Annotated in this window: 20 protein-coding genes; 11 read left to right on the top strand and 9 right to left on the bottom strand. The window is 67.9% G+C overall.

The window, feature by feature from the left end:
• The first annotated feature begins 114 nt into the window (after window positions 1-114).
• Window positions 115-318, top strand: coding sequence for a hypothetical protein (locus AB6807_RS25215; RefSeq protein WP_116907305.1), 204 nt, complete (start codon window positions 115-117; stop codon window positions 316-318).
• 57 nt (window positions 319-375) lie between these two features.
• On the opposite strand, the gene AB6807_RS25210 is transcribed toward AB6807_RS25215, so the two are convergent.
• Window positions 376-1,032 carry an arylesterase gene (locus tag AB6807_RS25210; protein WP_371086692.1) on the bottom strand — a complete coding sequence of 219 codons (657 nt, stop codon included), beginning with the start codon at window positions 1,030-1,032 and terminating at the stop codon, window positions 376-378.
• Between the two features lie 36 nt (window positions 1,033-1,068).
• Between AB6807_RS25210 and AB6807_RS25205 the strand changes: the two genes are divergently transcribed.
• The 4 genes from AB6807_RS25205 (at window position 1,069) to rlmB (ending at window position 4,185) form a co-directional block, all read left to right on the top strand.
• The gene (locus tag AB6807_RS25205; protein ID WP_116907307.1) at window positions 1,069-1,779 is read left to right on the top strand and encodes an ABC transporter ATP-binding protein; all 711 of its coding nucleotides are present in this window, start codon (window positions 1,069-1,071) and stop codon (window positions 1,777-1,779) included.
• Window positions 1,780-1,842: 63 nt separating this feature from the next.
• Complete coding sequence (locus AB6807_RS25200) at window positions 1,843-2,340, top strand: hypothetical protein (protein WP_371086691.1); 498 nt, start codon at window positions 1,843-1,845, stop codon at window positions 2,338-2,340.
• A gap of 4 nt (window positions 2,341-2,344) precedes the next feature.
• The gene (locus tag AB6807_RS25195; protein WP_371086690.1) at window positions 2,345-3,325 is read left to right on the top strand and encodes a hypothetical protein; all 981 of its coding nucleotides are present in this window, start codon (window positions 2,345-2,347) and stop codon (window positions 3,323-3,325) included.
• Between the two features lie 113 nt (window positions 3,326-3,438).
• Window positions 3,439-4,185, top strand: a complete 747-nt coding sequence (gene rlmB / locus AB6807_RS25190; RefSeq protein ID WP_116907310.1) for a 23S rRNA (guanosine(2251)-2'-O)-methyltransferase RlmB — start codon at window positions 3,439-3,441, stop codon at window positions 4,183-4,185.
• Between the two features lie 12 nt (window positions 4,186-4,197).
• Here rlmB and AB6807_RS25185 read toward each other — a convergent pair whose 3' ends face one another.
• The 3 genes from AB6807_RS25185 to AB6807_RS25175 form a co-directional block, all read right to left on the bottom strand.
• Complete coding sequence (locus tag AB6807_RS25185; protein ID WP_371086689.1) at window positions 4,198-5,406, bottom strand: NAD(P)/FAD-dependent oxidoreductase; 1,209 nt, start codon at window positions 5,404-5,406, stop codon at window positions 4,198-4,200.
• 104 nt (window positions 5,407-5,510) lie between these two features.
• Window positions 5,511-5,681, bottom strand: coding sequence for a hypothetical protein (locus tag AB6807_RS25180; protein WP_165840258.1), 171 nt, complete (start codon window positions 5,679-5,681; stop codon window positions 5,511-5,513).
• 135 nt (window positions 5,682-5,816) lie between these two features.
• Window positions 5,817-6,443 (bottom strand): helix-turn-helix domain-containing protein, encoded by a 627-nt coding sequence (locus AB6807_RS25175; RefSeq protein ID WP_371086688.1) that lies wholly within the window; start codon window positions 6,441-6,443, stop codon window positions 5,817-5,819.
• A 49-nt stretch (window positions 6,444-6,492) separates the two neighbouring features.
• On the opposite strand from AB6807_RS25175, the gene AB6807_RS25170 reads away from it, so the two are divergent.
• Window positions 6,493-7,014, top strand: coding sequence for an N-acetyltransferase family protein (locus AB6807_RS25170; protein WP_371086687.1), 522 nt, complete (start codon window positions 6,493-6,495; stop codon window positions 7,012-7,014).
• 19 nt (window positions 7,015-7,033) lie between these two features.
• On the opposite strand, the gene AB6807_RS25165 is transcribed toward AB6807_RS25170, so the two are convergent.
• The 4 genes from AB6807_RS25165 to AB6807_RS25150 are packed head-to-tail and all read right to left on the bottom strand — an operon-like array spanning window position 7,034 to window position 9,805.
• Window positions 7,034-7,510 carry a DUF3237 domain-containing protein gene (locus AB6807_RS25165; protein ID WP_371086686.1) on the bottom strand — a complete coding sequence of 159 codons (477 nt, stop codon included), beginning with the start codon at window positions 7,508-7,510 and terminating at the stop codon, window positions 7,034-7,036.
• A 14-nt stretch (window positions 7,511-7,524) separates the two neighbouring features.
• Complete coding sequence (locus AB6807_RS25160; RefSeq protein ID WP_116907315.1) at window positions 7,525-8,493, bottom strand: aldo/keto reductase; 969 nt, start codon at window positions 8,491-8,493, stop codon at window positions 7,525-7,527.
• 57 nt (window positions 8,494-8,550) lie between these two features.
• Complete coding sequence (locus AB6807_RS25155; RefSeq protein WP_116907316.1) at window positions 8,551-9,150, bottom strand: chromate transporter; 600 nt, start codon at window positions 9,148-9,150, stop codon at window positions 8,551-8,553.
• 58 nt (window positions 9,151-9,208) lie between these two features.
• Window positions 9,209-9,805: a chromate transporter gene (locus AB6807_RS25150; RefSeq protein ID WP_371086685.1), complete on the bottom strand. Its 597-nt coding sequence runs from the start codon at window positions 9,803-9,805 to the stop codon at window positions 9,209-9,211.
• Window positions 9,806-9,890: 85 nt separating this feature from the next.
• Between AB6807_RS25150 and AB6807_RS25145 the strand changes: the two genes are divergently transcribed.
• Window positions 9,891-10,817 (top strand): YihY/virulence factor BrkB family protein, encoded by a 927-nt coding sequence (locus AB6807_RS25145; RefSeq protein WP_116907318.1) that lies wholly within the window; start codon window positions 9,891-9,893, stop codon window positions 10,815-10,817.
• A gap of 51 nt (window positions 10,818-10,868) precedes the next feature.
• Here the strand turns inward: AB6807_RS25145 and AB6807_RS25140 are convergent, their stop codons facing one another.
• The gene (locus tag AB6807_RS25140; protein ID WP_371086684.1) at window positions 10,869-11,420 is read right to left on the bottom strand and encodes a DUF924 family protein; all 552 of its coding nucleotides are present in this window, start codon (window positions 11,418-11,420) and stop codon (window positions 10,869-10,871) included.
• A gap of 142 nt (window positions 11,421-11,562) precedes the next feature.
• On the opposite strand from AB6807_RS25140, the gene AB6807_RS25135 reads away from it, so the two are divergent.
• From AB6807_RS25135 to AB6807_RS25120, 4 genes are all read left to right on the top strand, one after another.
• The gene (locus AB6807_RS25135; protein ID WP_116907320.1) at window positions 11,563-12,012 is read left to right on the top strand and encodes a CHRD domain-containing protein; all 450 of its coding nucleotides are present in this window, start codon (window positions 11,563-11,565) and stop codon (window positions 12,010-12,012) included.
• A gap of 179 nt (window positions 12,013-12,191) precedes the next feature.
• Window positions 12,192-13,322 (top strand): patatin-like phospholipase family protein, encoded by a 1,131-nt coding sequence (locus AB6807_RS25130; protein WP_371086836.1) that lies wholly within the window; start codon window positions 12,192-12,194, stop codon window positions 13,320-13,322.
• Window positions 13,323-13,413: 91 nt separating this feature from the next.
• Window positions 13,414-14,163, top strand: a complete 750-nt coding sequence (locus AB6807_RS25125) for an acetoacetate decarboxylase (RefSeq protein WP_116907837.1) — start codon at window positions 13,414-13,416, stop codon at window positions 14,161-14,163.
• A 70-nt stretch (window positions 14,164-14,233) separates the two neighbouring features.
• Window positions 14,234-15,016, top strand: a complete 783-nt coding sequence (locus AB6807_RS25120) for a 3-hydroxybutyrate dehydrogenase (protein ID WP_371086683.1) — start codon at window positions 14,234-14,236, stop codon at window positions 15,014-15,016.
• Window positions 15,017-15,104 lie beyond the last annotated feature (88 nt).

Raw genomic sequence — 15,104 nt, 5'->3', positions numbered from 1 at the left:
AAAATCGCTTCCGGCTCCTGGGGCGGTGCTTTGGGTACCGTCTTGAGACTGCACCGTTATCGCTTACAGTAGGCCACGCGCAGTCACCCTGACTGCCTCGCCCAAGGAGAAGCAGTGGCAACACCCAATTACGGCTACGAGAAGCGCCAGAAAGAGCTGGCAAAGAAGAAGAAAAAGGAAGAGAAGCTCCGCGAGAAGGCGCATCGCAAACTCTCCCCGAGCAGCGACGGGCTGGCTCCCGGAGACCCGGAGACCGACGTGGCCTCGCTCGAACACGATGCCCCCACCGTGCCCGAGTTGCCCACCAAGAACGGTTGATCCGTTCCTGGCCTACCGACCAAGAAGCCGCCGCAGGTTCGCGCCTGCGGCGGTTTTTTATTTGGGCAGCAGCTTGCGCAGTTCGGGCCAGACGTTGTCCAGCAGCTGAGGCTGCGCCGCGGCCGTGGGATGGATGCGGTCGGCCTGGAACAGCGACGTCGCATCGGGCGCGTCGGCCATGCCCTTGAGCAGGAAGGGCACCAGCGCGGACTTCGTCGCGCTCGCCACCTTCGAGAACACCGCCTCGAAGCGCCGCGTGTAGTCGCCGCCGTAGTTGGGCGGCACCTGGATGCCGACGATCAGCACCTGCGCGCCCGCGGCCTGCGCGGCCTTGGTGATCTGCAGCAGGTTGGCCTCGGTGTCCGACAGCGGGAGCCCGCGCAGTGCGTCGTTGGCGCCCAGCTCGACCACCACGTAGCCGGGCTTGTGCTGCGCAAGCAGCGACGGAAAACGCGAGCGTCCGCCGGAGCTGGTGTCGCCGCTGATGCTGGCGTTGACCACGGTGGCCGCGACCTTCTGCTGCGCAAGCCTTTTTTCGAGCAAGGGTACCCAGCCTTCGCCGCGCTTCAGGCCGTACTCTGCGCTCAGCGAATCGCCGAGCACCAGGATCACCGGCTTGCCTGCCGGGCCTGCCGAAGTTGAAGTCGGAGTCGAAGCCTGGGCCTGCGCCGCGGTCGTCCATAGCCCCGCGCTGCCAAGCGCGGCGGTGGTCAAGATAAAGTCACGTCGATTCAAAACCAAAGCCTTTCCATGTCCCAACCCCCGTCTGTTGCCATTGTTGCCGTCGAGCATGTCTTCAAGTCCGTCACCGACTCGACCGGTACGTTGGACATTCTGCAGGACATCGATTTCACCCTCGGGGCGAGGGAAACCGCCGCCATCGTCGGCGCCTCGGGCTCCGGCAAGAGCACCTTGCTGTCGATCATCGCCGGCCTGGACACGCCCACGCGTGGGACGGTGCGCATCGCCGGCGAGGACATCTTCGCCATCGACGAGGACGAGCGCGCCGCGGTGCGTGCCCAGCGCGTGGGCTTCGTGTTCCAGAGCTTCCAGTTGCTGGGCAACCTGAGCGCGCTGGAAAACGTGATGCTCCCGCTCGAGCTCGCCAACCGGAAGGACGCGCGCAAGGCCGCCACCGAGATGCTGGGCCGCGTCGGCCTGGGCCAGCGCCTGGGCCACTACCCGAAGGTGCTGTCGGGCGGCGAGCAGCAGCGCGTGGCGCTGGCCCGCGCCTTCGTCGTGCAGCCGGCGCTGCTGCTGGCCGACGAGCCCACTGGCAGCCTCGACTTCGCCACCGGCGAGCAGGTCATGCGGCTGATGTTCGACCTGAACCGCGAACTCGGCACCACGCTCGTGCTGGTCACGCACGACCGCGGCATCGCGGACCAGTGCGAAAGGCGCATCACCATCGAGGCCGGGCGCGTCGCCATTAATGAAAAAGCTGCCGTAGCGCCCGCCTGACAAGCGCGATAAGCTATTAAATAAATAGCAGAGCAGACAAAAAAGCATTTCCGAGGAGACCGCATGGAAGAACTTCCCCCCGACGCCGTTCGCGCGCTGCAGAGCGGAAGGCTGATCGAGGCCATCAAGATCGTGCGCGACCGCACCGGGCTGGACCTCAAGTCCGCCAAGGAAGCCGTCGATCGTTATGCCGATCGCATTGAGGCGGGGGACGAAGAAGGCGCCACAGAGGGGCGCAGCGCGCCCAGCGCCGCCATGCAAGACCGTGGCTTTGCCGCGATGCCGTCGACCGCGCTCGCGGCGCTGGCGCAGGGCAACAAGCTCGAGGCCGTGCGCCTCACGCGCGAAGCCACCGGGCTGGGCCTGGCCGCCGCCAAGCGGCTGGTCGAGCAGCACGACGACCCCTCGGTCGGCGGCTTCGGGCCGCTCCCCTCGGCCATGCCGCGGCGGCATGTCGAGGAGCCGGGCCGGGTGCAGGGCAGCGGCTACAAGTGGCTGCCCGTGGTGATCGTGGTGCTGGCCGCATTGATGGTGTGGCTGTATTTCGGCGGAGAGATCTGACGCGATGATCGTTCCGCAGTTCTGGGCCGAAGGCCGCATCCAGGAGCGCACGGCCGGCAAGCAGCTCACCGTTCGCCGCTACGGCTGGTCCGACGAGAGCCCGCTGGCCGCGCAGGCCCATGCCGACCAGCGCACGCGCGAGGCCTTCGAGCGCATCGCACAGGGCGAGAAGCTGGAACGCCGCGAGCCCAAGCGGGCCTACAACGGCGCCGACGGCGTGCCGATCCGCGAGGAAATCGTCGAGCGCCAGGGCGACACCGTCGTCACGCGCAACACCTACGGCGCGCGCTGCCTGAACACGCCCGACGTGCTGTTCGTCGACATCGACTTCGAGGAGCCGCTGCGCACCAGCGTGTTTCTCTTCGCGTTCATGCCCGCGCTGATCGCCGGCGTGGTCGGGGGCTGGGCCGCCAAGACCTGGCTGGGCGGGCTGATCGCCTTCTTCGTGGTGTTCGCGGTGGCCTGGGTCATCGGCCAGCGCAAGAAGCGCGGCGAGCCCAGCGGCAACCCGATTCTCGAGAAGCAGGCGGCCGAGCGCATCGGGCGTTTCATGCACCAGCACCCCGAGTGGCACCTGCGCGTGTACCGCACGCCCGCGGGCTTTCGCCTGCTGGCCATGCACGACGTGTTCAACCCCGCGGACATCGGCGTGGCCGATTGCTTCCATGCGCTGGGCGTGGACAAGGTCTACGCGCGCATGTGCCGCAACCAGAACTGCTTTCGCGCCCGCCTGAGCGCCAAGCCCTGGCGCATCGGCATCGACGAACACGTGCGGCCGCGCCGAGGCGTGTGGCCGGTGGCCCCCGACCGGCTGGCCGAGCGCGATGCCTGGATCGCGCGCTACGAACAGGTGGCGGACGGCCACGCCGCCTGCCAGTACCTGGAAAGCGTGGGCAAGCTCGAGAACGTGCACCCTAGCGCGAAGGCGGTGCAGGAACTGCACGACGAGCGCACCCGCGCGCTGAGCGGTCTGCCCATCGCCTGAAGGCGCCAGCGGGTTCCGGCGGGCGTCAAGGGCCGGTTTATGGGCCGTTTCAAGGGCGGTTTCAAGGGCGGTTTCAAGGGCCAGCCGCCGCCGCACTCGATAATCGGGGGACTATGTCTTCTCCCAAAGTGATCTTCGGCTTCCATGCCGTGGGCGTGCGCATCAAGACCGCGCCCAAATCGGTGCTCGAAGTGATGTTCGACACCAGCCGGCGCGATGCGCGCATGAAACAGTTCATCGCGCGTGCGCAGGAGGCCGGTGTGCGGCTGGTCGAAGCCGACGGCCTGCGGCTGTCCAAGCTCAGCGGCAGCCACGGCCACCAGGGCGTGGTGGCGCGCGTGGAACCCGTCGCGCAGATCCATTCGCTCGACGAACTGCTCGAAGGCCTCGAGGCGGCCGGCACCGTGCCGCTGCTGCTGGTGCTCGACGGCGTGACCGACCCGCACAACCTCGGCGCCTGCCTGCGCGTGGCCGACGGCGCGGGCGCGCACGCGGTCATCGCACCCAAGGACCATGCGGCCGGCATCAACGCCACCGTGGCCAAGGTGGCGAGCGGCGCGGCCGAGACGGTGCCGTACTTCATGGTGACCAACCTCTCGCGCACGCTGAACGAGCTCAAGGAGCGCAACATCTGGTGCGTGGGCACCAGCGACGACGCGCCGGGCACCATCTACCAGAGCGACTTCAAGCGCCCCCTGGCGCTGGTGCTGGGCGCCGAGGGCGAGGGCATGCGGCAGCTCACGCGCAAGACCTGCGACGAGCTGGTGAGCATTCCCATGGCCGGCGCGGTCGAGAGCCTGAACGTCTCGGTGGCCAGCGGCGTGTGCCTCTACGAGGCGATGCGCCAGCGCGGCGCCTGACCCACCCGGCGCTCATCCCTCGGGCAACGCCGTGCCCTTGCGGTGGAAGTAGATGAGCTCCGCCACGCGCCGCATCTGCGGCGTGCCCAGCAGGTGGTTGAACATCCAGTCGCTCTGGAAGTGGTCGAAGGCCCAGCGCAACGTGCGCTTGAGCCGAAAGCCCGGGTAGCCGCGCACGAACCACGTGGCCGGGTCCCCGACCTCGCCGCGCACGAAGCGCGCGACAGCCTTGCCGGCGCCCTCGCCATGCAGCAGCGCGGTGTGGATGCCGCCGGCCGTCACCGGCGACACCATGCCCGCCGCGTCGCCCACCAGCAGGGCTCGCTCCCTTGCCACCACCGGCAGCACGCCGCCGCAGGGAATCATGCCGGCGCGGACCGCAACGGGCGGTGCGTCGCCCGGCGTGACCACCGAGGCGATCTTGCGCAGCAGCGGGTCCAGCTTCAATGCGGCAACATCGCTGGGCCCCTTGCGGCCCAGGCGCCGCGCCAGGCCGATCTGGCTCACCCCCACGCCGTCGAGCGCCCAGCCGATGTAGCCCGGCGCGAGCTTGCGGTCGATGAAGCAGTGCAGCAGATCGGGTGCCATGCGCGCGCCCTGGTATTCATGCTCGATGCCGTACAGGAAGTGGGTGTTGCGCGACAGCCCCAGCGCCTTGGCCACCCGCGAATGAGGCCCGTCGGCACCCACGAGGTACCTGGCCGTGATGCAGGGGCCCTGGGTCACCGGCACCTCCCAGCGCCCATTGATCCACAGCGCCTGCTCGAACAGCGTGCCCAGCCGCACGTCGACGCCGCAATCGCGCACCGAGTCGACCATCCAGTCGAGCAGCGCGGGCGCATCGGTGGCCCAGAACCAGTAGCCGGGCGCGTGCAGGTCCACATGGCGCATGTTGGGGGCGTAGAGGCGAACGCCGTCGATGCGGCGCACCAGCGCGGGCGGCACCTCGGAAAGCCAAGGGACGCTGTCGACCGCGTCCTTCACGATGATGCCGGTGGTGTGCAGCTTTGCGCCGGCGCTGGTCTTCTTCTCGAGCACCATCACGCTCAGACCCGCGAGGGCGGCGGCGCGGGCGCAGGCCAAGCCCGCGAAGCTGGCGCCGACCACGAGCAGGTCGACCTTGATGCTGCCCAGGCCATGGGCAGCGGCTGGCAATGCCGCAGGCTGCGGCGCGATCAGTGAAGAGGCGAGGGGAGCGAAGAGAGTAGAGGAGGTGTGCATGAGGCAGCTGACTTGGGTTCGATGCGCACGGCCTGTTGGCGGTGCGGCGATGCGAAGCCGAAGTTAGCTGCCGCCTGTGCGAGCGGCGTGAAGCCTGTGTGAACTCAGGAAGGGTCCTTGCCGCGCGTGCGACCGACCGCGCTGAAGATGCCGATGCCCAGCAAAATCATCGCGCCGATGCCGATGTACAGCGTGGGCACGCCCGCTACCGAGGCACCCCAGATGACGCCACCCAGGAAAATCACAAAGCCGATCATGTAGAGCGCGAAAGACATCGTCGTTCCTCCAAAGCTGAGATGCCTTGCAGTATCCCGAGCCAGGCCGGGCGCCGCACCGGTGGGTGCCGCCAGTGTGCGTGGGAGCCTGCCTACGCTGCGAGGCTGCCTTGTCAGGGCTCGCCCGTTGCTCGCCTATTCCGGGCTGGCCACCAGCAGGTAGCGGCAGCCGCTGCGCCCGAGCGCCTTGAAGACCAGCGGGCGGTCCACGCCGAAGTCCAGGCAATCGCCCGGCGCGAGCTCGAAGCGCTCGTCGCCGTAGTCCACCCGCAGCGCGCCCTCCAGCATCCACAGGCACTGCCGGTAGGGCTTGCCGCTCCATCGCGGATAGCCGACCTGCGCCGAGCGCGGCAGTTCGACCTCGACCAGCTCGACGCCGCTGCCCGCCTGCCGCTCGGCCACCTGCCGGCGCAGGTAGCCGGCCTCGGGGTCGCGCCACACCTCCTGCGCGGCCCGCTGGCGCAGGCGCTGGGGCTGCCCCTTGTCTTGCGTCAGCAACTGCGCCAGCGGCACGCCGAGCCCGGCGGCCAGCCGGCCGAGCAGCACGGCGGTGGGGCTGCTCTGCGCGCGCTCGACCTTCGAGATCATCGCCTTGCTGACGCCCGAGCGCTCCGCCAGTTCGGCAAGGCTCAGGTCCTGCGCCTGCCGCAGCGCGAGCAGCCTCGAGGCGATGAGCGCATCGATGTTGTCGCCGGACGTGTCCGGTGTCCCAGGTGTCCCAGGTGTCCGGGGTGGAGCGGAGGGGGATGAATCGTTTCTCATATGAGATTATTATTCTCTTATATTGAACGACTGACTCACCGAGGACCCCATGCGTCTCATCCCCTGCACCGAAGAAGCGCACGCCGCGGCGATTCTTGCCATCCTGAACGACGCCATCGTCACCTCCACCGCGCTGTACGACTACAAGCCGCGCACGCCCGAGAACATGGTCACCTGGTTTGCCACCAAGCGCGCCGGCGGCTTCCCGGTGATCGGCGCCGTGGACGACGACGGCAAGCTGCTGGGCTTCGCGAGCTACGGCGCGTTCCGCGCCTTTCCCGCCTACAAGTACACGGTGGAGCACTCGGTGTACGTCGACAGCGCCCACCGTGGCGAGGGCCTGGGCCGCACGCTGATGGAGGCCATCGTGGCGGAGGCCATGGCCCGCGATGTGCATGTGATGGTCGGCGCCATCGATGCCGCCAATGCCGGCAGCATCGCGCTGCACGAGCGCCTGGGCTTCGAGCATTCGGGCACGGTGCGCCAGGCCGGCTTCAAGTTCGGGCGCTGGCTCGACGTCGCGTTCTACCAGCGCATCCTGGCGACGCCGCTGAACCCGGTCGACGGTTGAGCGGTGCTGACGCGCTTGCTCAGGCCAGCGCGTAGAAGCGCATCACCACCTCGGCCGGGTGGCGCGCACCCGCCCCCACGAACATGCGCTCGTTGATCCACTTCAGCGAGGGCGACTCGGTTTCGAAGCGCGGGCTGCAGCGAAAGTAGACCTGAGCGGCATCCACCGGCTCGCCGCGCAGCAGCTTGCCCATGACCTCGGGCGAGGCCGAGCGCACCGCGTGGTTCTGCACGTAGACGAGGTCGCCCGCATCCGTTTCCAGCCCGTAGCGCGCATCGAGCTCGGAGAGCGTGTCGCTCACGATCAGCTGAAAGTCGCTGCCGCCGGGCAGCACGCGCGCCCGCCAGCCGTGCCCGATGGCTTCGCCGCCGGTGATCGGCACGACGCGGCGCAGGCCGCGCGCGCTGTTGCCCAGCACCTGCGGCACGCCCACCTCGACGCGCAGGTCGGCGAAGTGCTCGAGCGCCGGCGCGGCGATGGAATCGAAGACGCTCATCGCCTGCACCCTTGTCAGGCGGCGGCGGTTTCGTCGCTGGCGCGGTCGAGCATCTCGATGGTGCCGGCGTCCAGCTTCAGCTGCGTGGCGACCACCAGCTCTTCGAGCTGGGCGATCGAGGTGGCGCTAGCAATGGGGGCCGTCACGCCGGGCCGCGCGATCTGCCATGCAATGGCCACCTGACCGGGCTTGGCGTTGTACTGCTGGGCCACCTTGTCGAGCGCGTCGAGGATGCGCAGGCCGCGCTCGTTGAGGTACTTCTTGGTGGTGTTGGCGCCGCGCGCGCTCTTGCCCGCGTCGGCCTCGGTGCGGTACTTGCCGGTGAGGAAGCCGGCGGCCAGCGCGTAGAAATTGATCACGCCCACCTCGCGCTTCACGCACAGCGGCTCCAGCGCGTCTTCGAACACCGCGCGGTCGTACAGGTTGTACAGCGGCTGCAGGCTTTCGTAGCGGGCGATGCCCAGGCGCTCGGACACGTCCAGTGCTTCTTCGAGCCGCGGCGCGGTGTAGTTCGACGCGCCAATGGCGCGCACCTTGCCCTCCTTGATCAGCTCGTCGAAGGTGCCCAGCGAATCTTCGAGCGGGGTGTTGGCGTCGTCGTCGTGCGACTGGTACAGGTCGATGTGGTCGGTCTGCAGGCGGCGCAGCGACGCCTCGACGGCCTCGCGGATGTAGGCGGGCGACAGGCCCACCTTGCCTTCGCCCATCGGCTTGCCGACCTTGGTGGCCAGCACCACGCGGTTGCGCTTGCCGCTTTGCTTGAGCCACTTGCCGATGATGGTTTCAGACTCGCCGCCCGTGTGGCCCGGCACCCAGGCCGAGTACACGTCGGCGGTGTCCACGAAGTTGAAGCCCGCGTCCAGCCAGGCATCGAGCAGCTTGAACGAGGCCGCCTCGTCCACGGTCCAGCCGAACACGTTGCCGCCGAAGGCGAGCGGGGAAACCAGGAGGCCGGAGCGGCCGAGCGGGCGAAGTTGCGACATGTGGAAGTGGTCCTGATGAAGAAGAAGGAAGAAGGAAAAGTGAAAAAAGTTGGACGGTCAGACGAAGCCCACGGCGCCCAGCACCGCCCCGGCACCCAGCAGCCAGAGCAGATGCACGCGCGTGCGCCAGACGATAAGCGCGGCCACGCCGCTGAGCAGCCACAGGTGCCACGCGGGCGCATTGCCAGCATGGTTACCGCCGGCCAGCACCCAGCCGGTGGCGATCAGCAGGCCCACCACCACGGGCGCCATGCCCTGCTTGAAGGCGCGCACCTCGCGCCGGGTGCGGTTGCGGTGGCCCCAGCGCGTGGCGAAGTAGGTGAGGGTGGTGCTCGGCAGCATGATGCCGACCATGGTCACCATGAGCCCGAAGAAGCCGAGCAGCCAGGCGCCCGGCCCGGCGCCGATGCCGCCGCCCGCGTTGAGTCCGACGTTCCAGCCCATCAGCGCCACGAACAGCACGTTGGGCCCGGGCGCCGCCTGGGCGATGGCCACCGAGGAGCTGAACTGCGCATCGCTGAGCCAGCCGTGCTGCGCCACGAGGTAGCGGTGCATGTCGGGCACCGTGGTGATGGCGCCGCTGATCGACAGCAGCGACAGCAGCATGTACTGGCCGAAGAGAGCCAGCCAATCGTGCCAGTGCATGGCGATGGTCATCGCGCAGCCTCCGCCTTCGGCCGCGGCGCGAGCTGGTTGGGGGTGGACCGGCGCGCGCTCATGGAGCGATCCGCTTCCAGGTCCATACGCACGCCACCCCGCCCACCACCAGCAGCACCCAGCCCAGCGGCACCTTGAACACCGCGATGGCCAGGAACACCAGCGTCATGATGGCCAGGCAGGTGGCGAAGCCCAGCGGGTGCTTGCGCAGCTGCGGCACCAGCTTGATGCCGGTGGCCGCAATGAGCCCGCCCGACACCGCGCCCATGCCGCGCAACGCGGCCGCCACCTGCGGGTTGCCCGCGTAGTGCGCATAGAGCACCGCCAGCGCGAGGATGACGAACAGCGGCACCGTCAGCATGCCCGCCACCGCGGCCAGCGCGCCGCGCAGGCCGAAGTAGCGGTCGCCGATCATCAGGGCCAGGTTGATCACGTTGGGGCCCGGCATGACCTGGGCAACGGCCCAGTCCTCGAGGAACTGCTCGGGCGTGAGCCACCTTTTCTTCTCGACCATCTCGCGCTGCACGATGGCCAGCACCCCGCCGAAGCCCTGCAGCGCCAGCCAGGTGAACGACACGAACAGGTCGCGCGGCGACTGCGGATGCGCGACAGCTGGCGTGGAAAGCGGCGCGGCGGCTGGGGGAGACGGGTGCATGTGGAGCGATTATCGTAGGCATGCTTTCAACATGCCGGGCACCGCGCTGACAACGCGCGGCAGGCCACCACGGGGACACTTACGCATGATCACGCAACTGCGCGCACTCTTCGACCTCTGCAAGCGAGCCTTCAATTCCTGGTCGAACGACTACGCCCCGAGCATGGGGGCGGCGCTGGCCTACTACACGGTGTTTTCCATCGCGCCGCTGCTGCTGATCGTGATAGCCGTGGCCGGCCTGGTGTTCGGCCAGGAGGCCGCGCGCGGCGAGATCTTCGCGCAGCTCTCGGGGCTCATGGGCGCGCAGGGCGCGGCGGCGGTGCAGGGGATGCTGCAAGCCGTGAACAAGCCGGCCGAGGGCATCGTGGCCACGGTCATCGGCATCGGGCTGCTGGTGGTGGGCGCGACCACGGTGTTCGGCGAACTGCAGGACGCGCTCGACCGCATCTGGCGCGCGCCGGCCCGCGCGAAGAACAAGGGCCTGTTCAACATGCTGCGCGTGCGGCTGCTGTCGTTCAGCATGATCATGGGCATCGGCTTCTTGCTGATGGTGTCGCTGGTGGCCAGCGCCGCGCTGGCCGCGCTGGGCAAGTGGTGGTCGCCGATGTTCGGCGCCTGGGAGACCACGGCGCAGGTGGTCAACTTCGTCTTCAGCTTCGCGATGGTCACGGTGATCTTCGCGATGATCTACAAGATCATGCCGCGCGCCCGGGTGCAGTGGCGCGACGTGTGGGTGGGCGCGGCGGTGACGGCGCTGCTGTTCACCGTGGGCAAGCACCTGATCGGCCTGTACATCGGCAAGAGCAGCGTGGCCTCGGGCTACGGGGCCGCCGGCTCGCTGGTGGTGGTGCTGGTGTGGGTGTACTACTCGGCGCAGATCTTCCTGCTGGGGGCCGAGTTCACCTGGGTCTATGCGCGCACCTACGGGTCGATGAAGGACATGAAGGGCATCGGCGACCTCAACCCGTCGCCCACGCGCGAGGTGCCGCTGGCGGCGCATACGGACGCTTGATGGATGCTTGATGGACGCCTGACCTCGTCGACCCGTTGACCCCCGAACCGTTCAGCCCGAGAACCCGCCCTCGTCCAGGTACTTCTGCTCCTCCGCGGTGCTCTCCCGGCCCAGCAGCTTGTTGCGATGGGGAAAGCGCCCGAAGCGCGCCACGATGTCGCGGTGCAGCACCGCGAAGCGCCGGGTGTTGGCGTCGAGCGTGGCATTGAGTTCGACCGAGCGTTCCTGCTCGGCCAGCACTTCGGAGTGCATGAACGGCAGGTAGAAGAACGGTCGCAGCGGTGCTTCCACCTGCTGGTCGAAACCGGCCTGCACCGCCTTCTTCGCGATGGCCAGCGCCTGGCCGTCGGTGGCCAGCATGTGCGGGTTGTTGCGCCACGCGTTGCGCGGGAACTGGTCGAGCAGCACCAGCAAGGCCAGCGCGCCTTCGGCATCGGCGAGCCAATGGTTGAGTTCGCCGCGGGCCGCTGCCTGGTGGGTTTCGGAGAAGCGCGCGATGAAGGCGGCGTCGAAGGCTTCGCTCTTGGCGAACCAATGTCCGGGGCCGGCCCTGCGCCAGAAATCGACCACGTCGCGGGCGGTCGGAAGGGGAGAAGACTTCATGGGCCGGATTGTCTTTCAGCCCATGCCCGCGGCTGCAGGAGCCCTGCACGCCGCACGCCCAAGTCGGGACGATGGCCGACAAGACAAGCCCGCCCGTGCTGCCTATGCTGTGGACGCTTTCACAACCCAGGAGATCAAGCTCATGACCAAATATGGCACCCTTTTGCGCGCAGCCCTCATCACCGGGGTGGCCAGTGCCGCGCTGGTCGGCTGCGGAATGATGTCGAAGTCGAACGTGGCCAGCTTCAGCGGCGCCATGAACGCCGCCAGCGAAGTGCCGCCCAACATGACCCGTGGCAGCGGCACCGCCGAAGCCTGGCTCGACCGCGACACCAACGTGCTCAAGTACAAGATCACCTACACCGGCCTGAGCGGCCCCGCCACCATGGCGCACTTCCACGGTCCCGCGGCCGCCGGTGCCAACGCCGGCGTGGTGCTGCCCTTTGCCAACCCGGCCAGCCCCATCGAAGGCCAGGCCACGCTCACGCCGGCGCAGGCGGCCGACCTGGTCTCGGGCAAGTGGTACGCCAACGTGCACACGGCGGCCAACCCGGGCGGCGAGATTCGCGGCCAGCTGCTGCCGAAGATGTGACCCTTGCGCCAGCGGCCCAGCCGCTGGCGGCACGAGGCCGAGGCGCTTCCAAGGCCTAAGTCCCTCGTCAGGTTGGTGTCGCACTGCTGGTGTCAAATGAACGCATGACGACACCCCCGAAGAAGAAAACCCGTGCCGCCGCCCAACCCCTCAACCCTTTTGCTTCGCGCCGCGAAGACATGCGCAGCGCCCGCAAGGCGCTGGTGCTGCAGGGTGGAGGCGCGCTGGGTGCCTACCAGGCCGGCGTGTACGCCGCGCTCAGCGAGACCGAGCTGGAGCCGCACTGGATCGCGGGTGTATCCATCGGGGCCATCAACGCGGCGCTGATCGCCGGCAACGCACCCGAGCAGCGCGTGGAGCGCCTGCGCGAGTTCTGGCATCTGGTGTCCTCGGGCCCGTCGCAGCGCCTTCCTTCGTGGATGGGCGACCGCGCCACGCAGAACCAGTACAGCGCCACGATGGCCTCGCTGGTGGGCATTCCGGGCTTCTTCGAGCCGCGCTACTCGCCGGCCTTTCTCATGGGCGGCGCCGCGCCCTTGCTCAGCTACTACGACACCTCGCCGCTGAAGGCCACGCTGGAACGGCTGGTCGACTTCGACCGCATCAACGCCTGCGAGGCCCGCTTCAGCGTGGGCGCGGTCAACGTGCGCACCGGCAACTCGGTGTACTTCGACAACACGCGACAGCGCATCGGCCCCGAGCACATCATGGCCAGCGGCGCGCTGCCACCGGGCTTCGCGCCCATCAGCATCGACGGCGACGACTACTGGGACGGCGGCATCGTGTCGAACACGCCGCTGCAGTACGTGCTGGACACGCACCCGCGCAACGAGCCGCTGGTGGTGCTGCAGGTCGACCTGTTCAACGCGCGCGGCGAAATGCCGCGCACCATGGCGGGCGTGCTGGAGCGGCAGAAGGACATCACCTACTCCAGCCGCACCCGCATGAACACCGACGCGCTGGCCGCCAACATGAACCTGCAGCAGGCCATTGCCGACCTCATCACCAAGCTGCCGGCCAGCCTGCGCAACGACCCGAGCGTGCTTGCGGTGCAGTCGCAGCTCACGCACGAGCCCATCGACATCTTTCACCTGATCTACCGCGACAAGCCCTACGAACTCGAATCGAAGGACTACGAGTTCTCGCGCGCCGCCGTGGAAGAGCATTGGGATTCGGGCGCGCGCGACATGCGCGTGACGCTCGCGCACCCCGAGACGCTGCGCGCCGACGCCACCGTCAACGGCGTGACCACCTTCGACCTGGGCGAGCATGGGTCGGGGCGCGTCAAGCGGCCGGGCCTCTCGCGCTAACAGCGACAGCGGCAGAGGCAGCACGCGATTCAGCTTCGACTAAGAAACCAGCGCCAGACTGGGCTCGTCACTTCAACAGGAGGAAATGTTCATGAACATTGAAGATGTGCGACGAACGGCATTCGCGATGCCGCTGACCAGCCCCGCGTTCCCGCCCGGCCCCTACCGCTTCGTGCGGCGCGAATTTCTCATCGTCACCTACCGCACCGACATGGACGCGCTGCGCGCCGTGGTGCCCGAGCCGCTCGAGGTGGTCGAGCCGCTCGTGAAGTACGAATTCATCCGCATGCCCGACTCCACCGGGTTCGGCGACTACACCGAGTCGGGCCAGGTCATTCCGGTGCAACTGCGCACCGCCAAGGGCGTGGAGAAGGGCGCGTATGTGCACGCCATGTACCTGAACGACCATCCGCCCATCGCTGGTGGCCGCGAGCTCTGGGGCTTTCCGAAGAAGCTCGCGTCGCCGGTGCTCGACTACGAGACCGACGTGGTGGTCGGCACGCTCGACTACGGCAAGGTGCGCGTCGCGAAGGCCACCATGGGCTTCAAGCACCGCGCGCTCGACCCCGAGCCCATCCTCGCGGGCATCGCGCAGCCCAACTTCCTGCTGAAGATCATTCCGCACGTCGACGGCACCGCGCGCATCTGCGAGCTGGTGCGCTATCACATGGTCGACGTGAACCTGCACGGCGCATGGGGCGGACCGGCCTCGCTCGAGCTGCACCCGCATGCGCTGGCCCCGGTGGCCGACCTGCCGGTGCTGAAGGTCGAGTCGGCCGTGCACTACATCGCGGACATGACGCTCGCGCTCGGCACGGTCGAGCACGACTACCTCGCGTGATTTCTCTCGCCTGATTCATCTCGCCTGATTTCCAACCCCTCAACCCTTTCACCCTTCAAGGACACGCACCATGCAACTCAAGGACAAGGTCGCCTACATCACCGGCTCGGCCAGCGGCATCGGCAAGGAAATCGCCATTCTTTTCGCGCAGGAAGGCGCGAAGATCATCATTGCCGACCTGAACAAGGAAGCGGCCGACGCCACCGCCGCCGAGCTCAAGGCCACGGGCGCGCAGGCCATCGGCGTGGCGGTCGACGTGACCAACGAAGACCAGGTCAACGCCTCGGTGGAAGAGGGCGCGAAGGCCTTCGGCGGCATCGACATCCTCATCAGCAACGCCGGCATCCAGATCGTGCATCCGGTGGAAGAGTTCAGCTTTGCCGACTGGAAGAAGATGCTCGCCATTCACCTCGACGGCGCCTTCCTCACCACCAAGGCCTGCCTGAAGCACATGTATGCGCAAGGCCGTGGCGGCAGCGTGATCTACATGGGTTCGGTGCATTCGAAGGAAGCCTCGCTGCTGAAGGCGCCCTATGTGACGGCCAAGCACGGCCTCATCGGGCTGGCCAAGACGGTGGCCAAGGAAGGCGCCAAGCACGGCGTGCGCGCCAACGTGATCTGCCCCGGCTTCGTGCGCACGCCGCTGGTGGAAAAGCAGATTCCCGAGCAGGCGAAGACGCTGGGCATCAGCGAGGAAGAAGTCGTCAAGAACGTGATGCTGAAGGAAACGGTCGACGGCGAATTCACGACCACGGAAGACGTGGCGCGCGTGGCGCTGCTGTTCGCGGGCTTCCCGACGAATGCGCTGACGGGGCAATCGCTGGTGGTGAGCCACGGGTGGTTCATGCAGTGAGTTTCTCCCTCCCCTTCCGGGGGAGGGCAGGGGTGGGGGCACGACGGCCTGCGCTCTACAACAGCGCTCGTTGGGCGCTTGCCCCCAT

This window comes from Variovorax sp. RCC_210 (assembly GCF_041355175.1).
GTDB lineage: Bacteria > Pseudomonadota > Gammaproteobacteria > Burkholderiales > Burkholderiaceae_C > Variovorax.
This window is presented reverse-complemented; position numbering and strand designations above follow the sequence as displayed.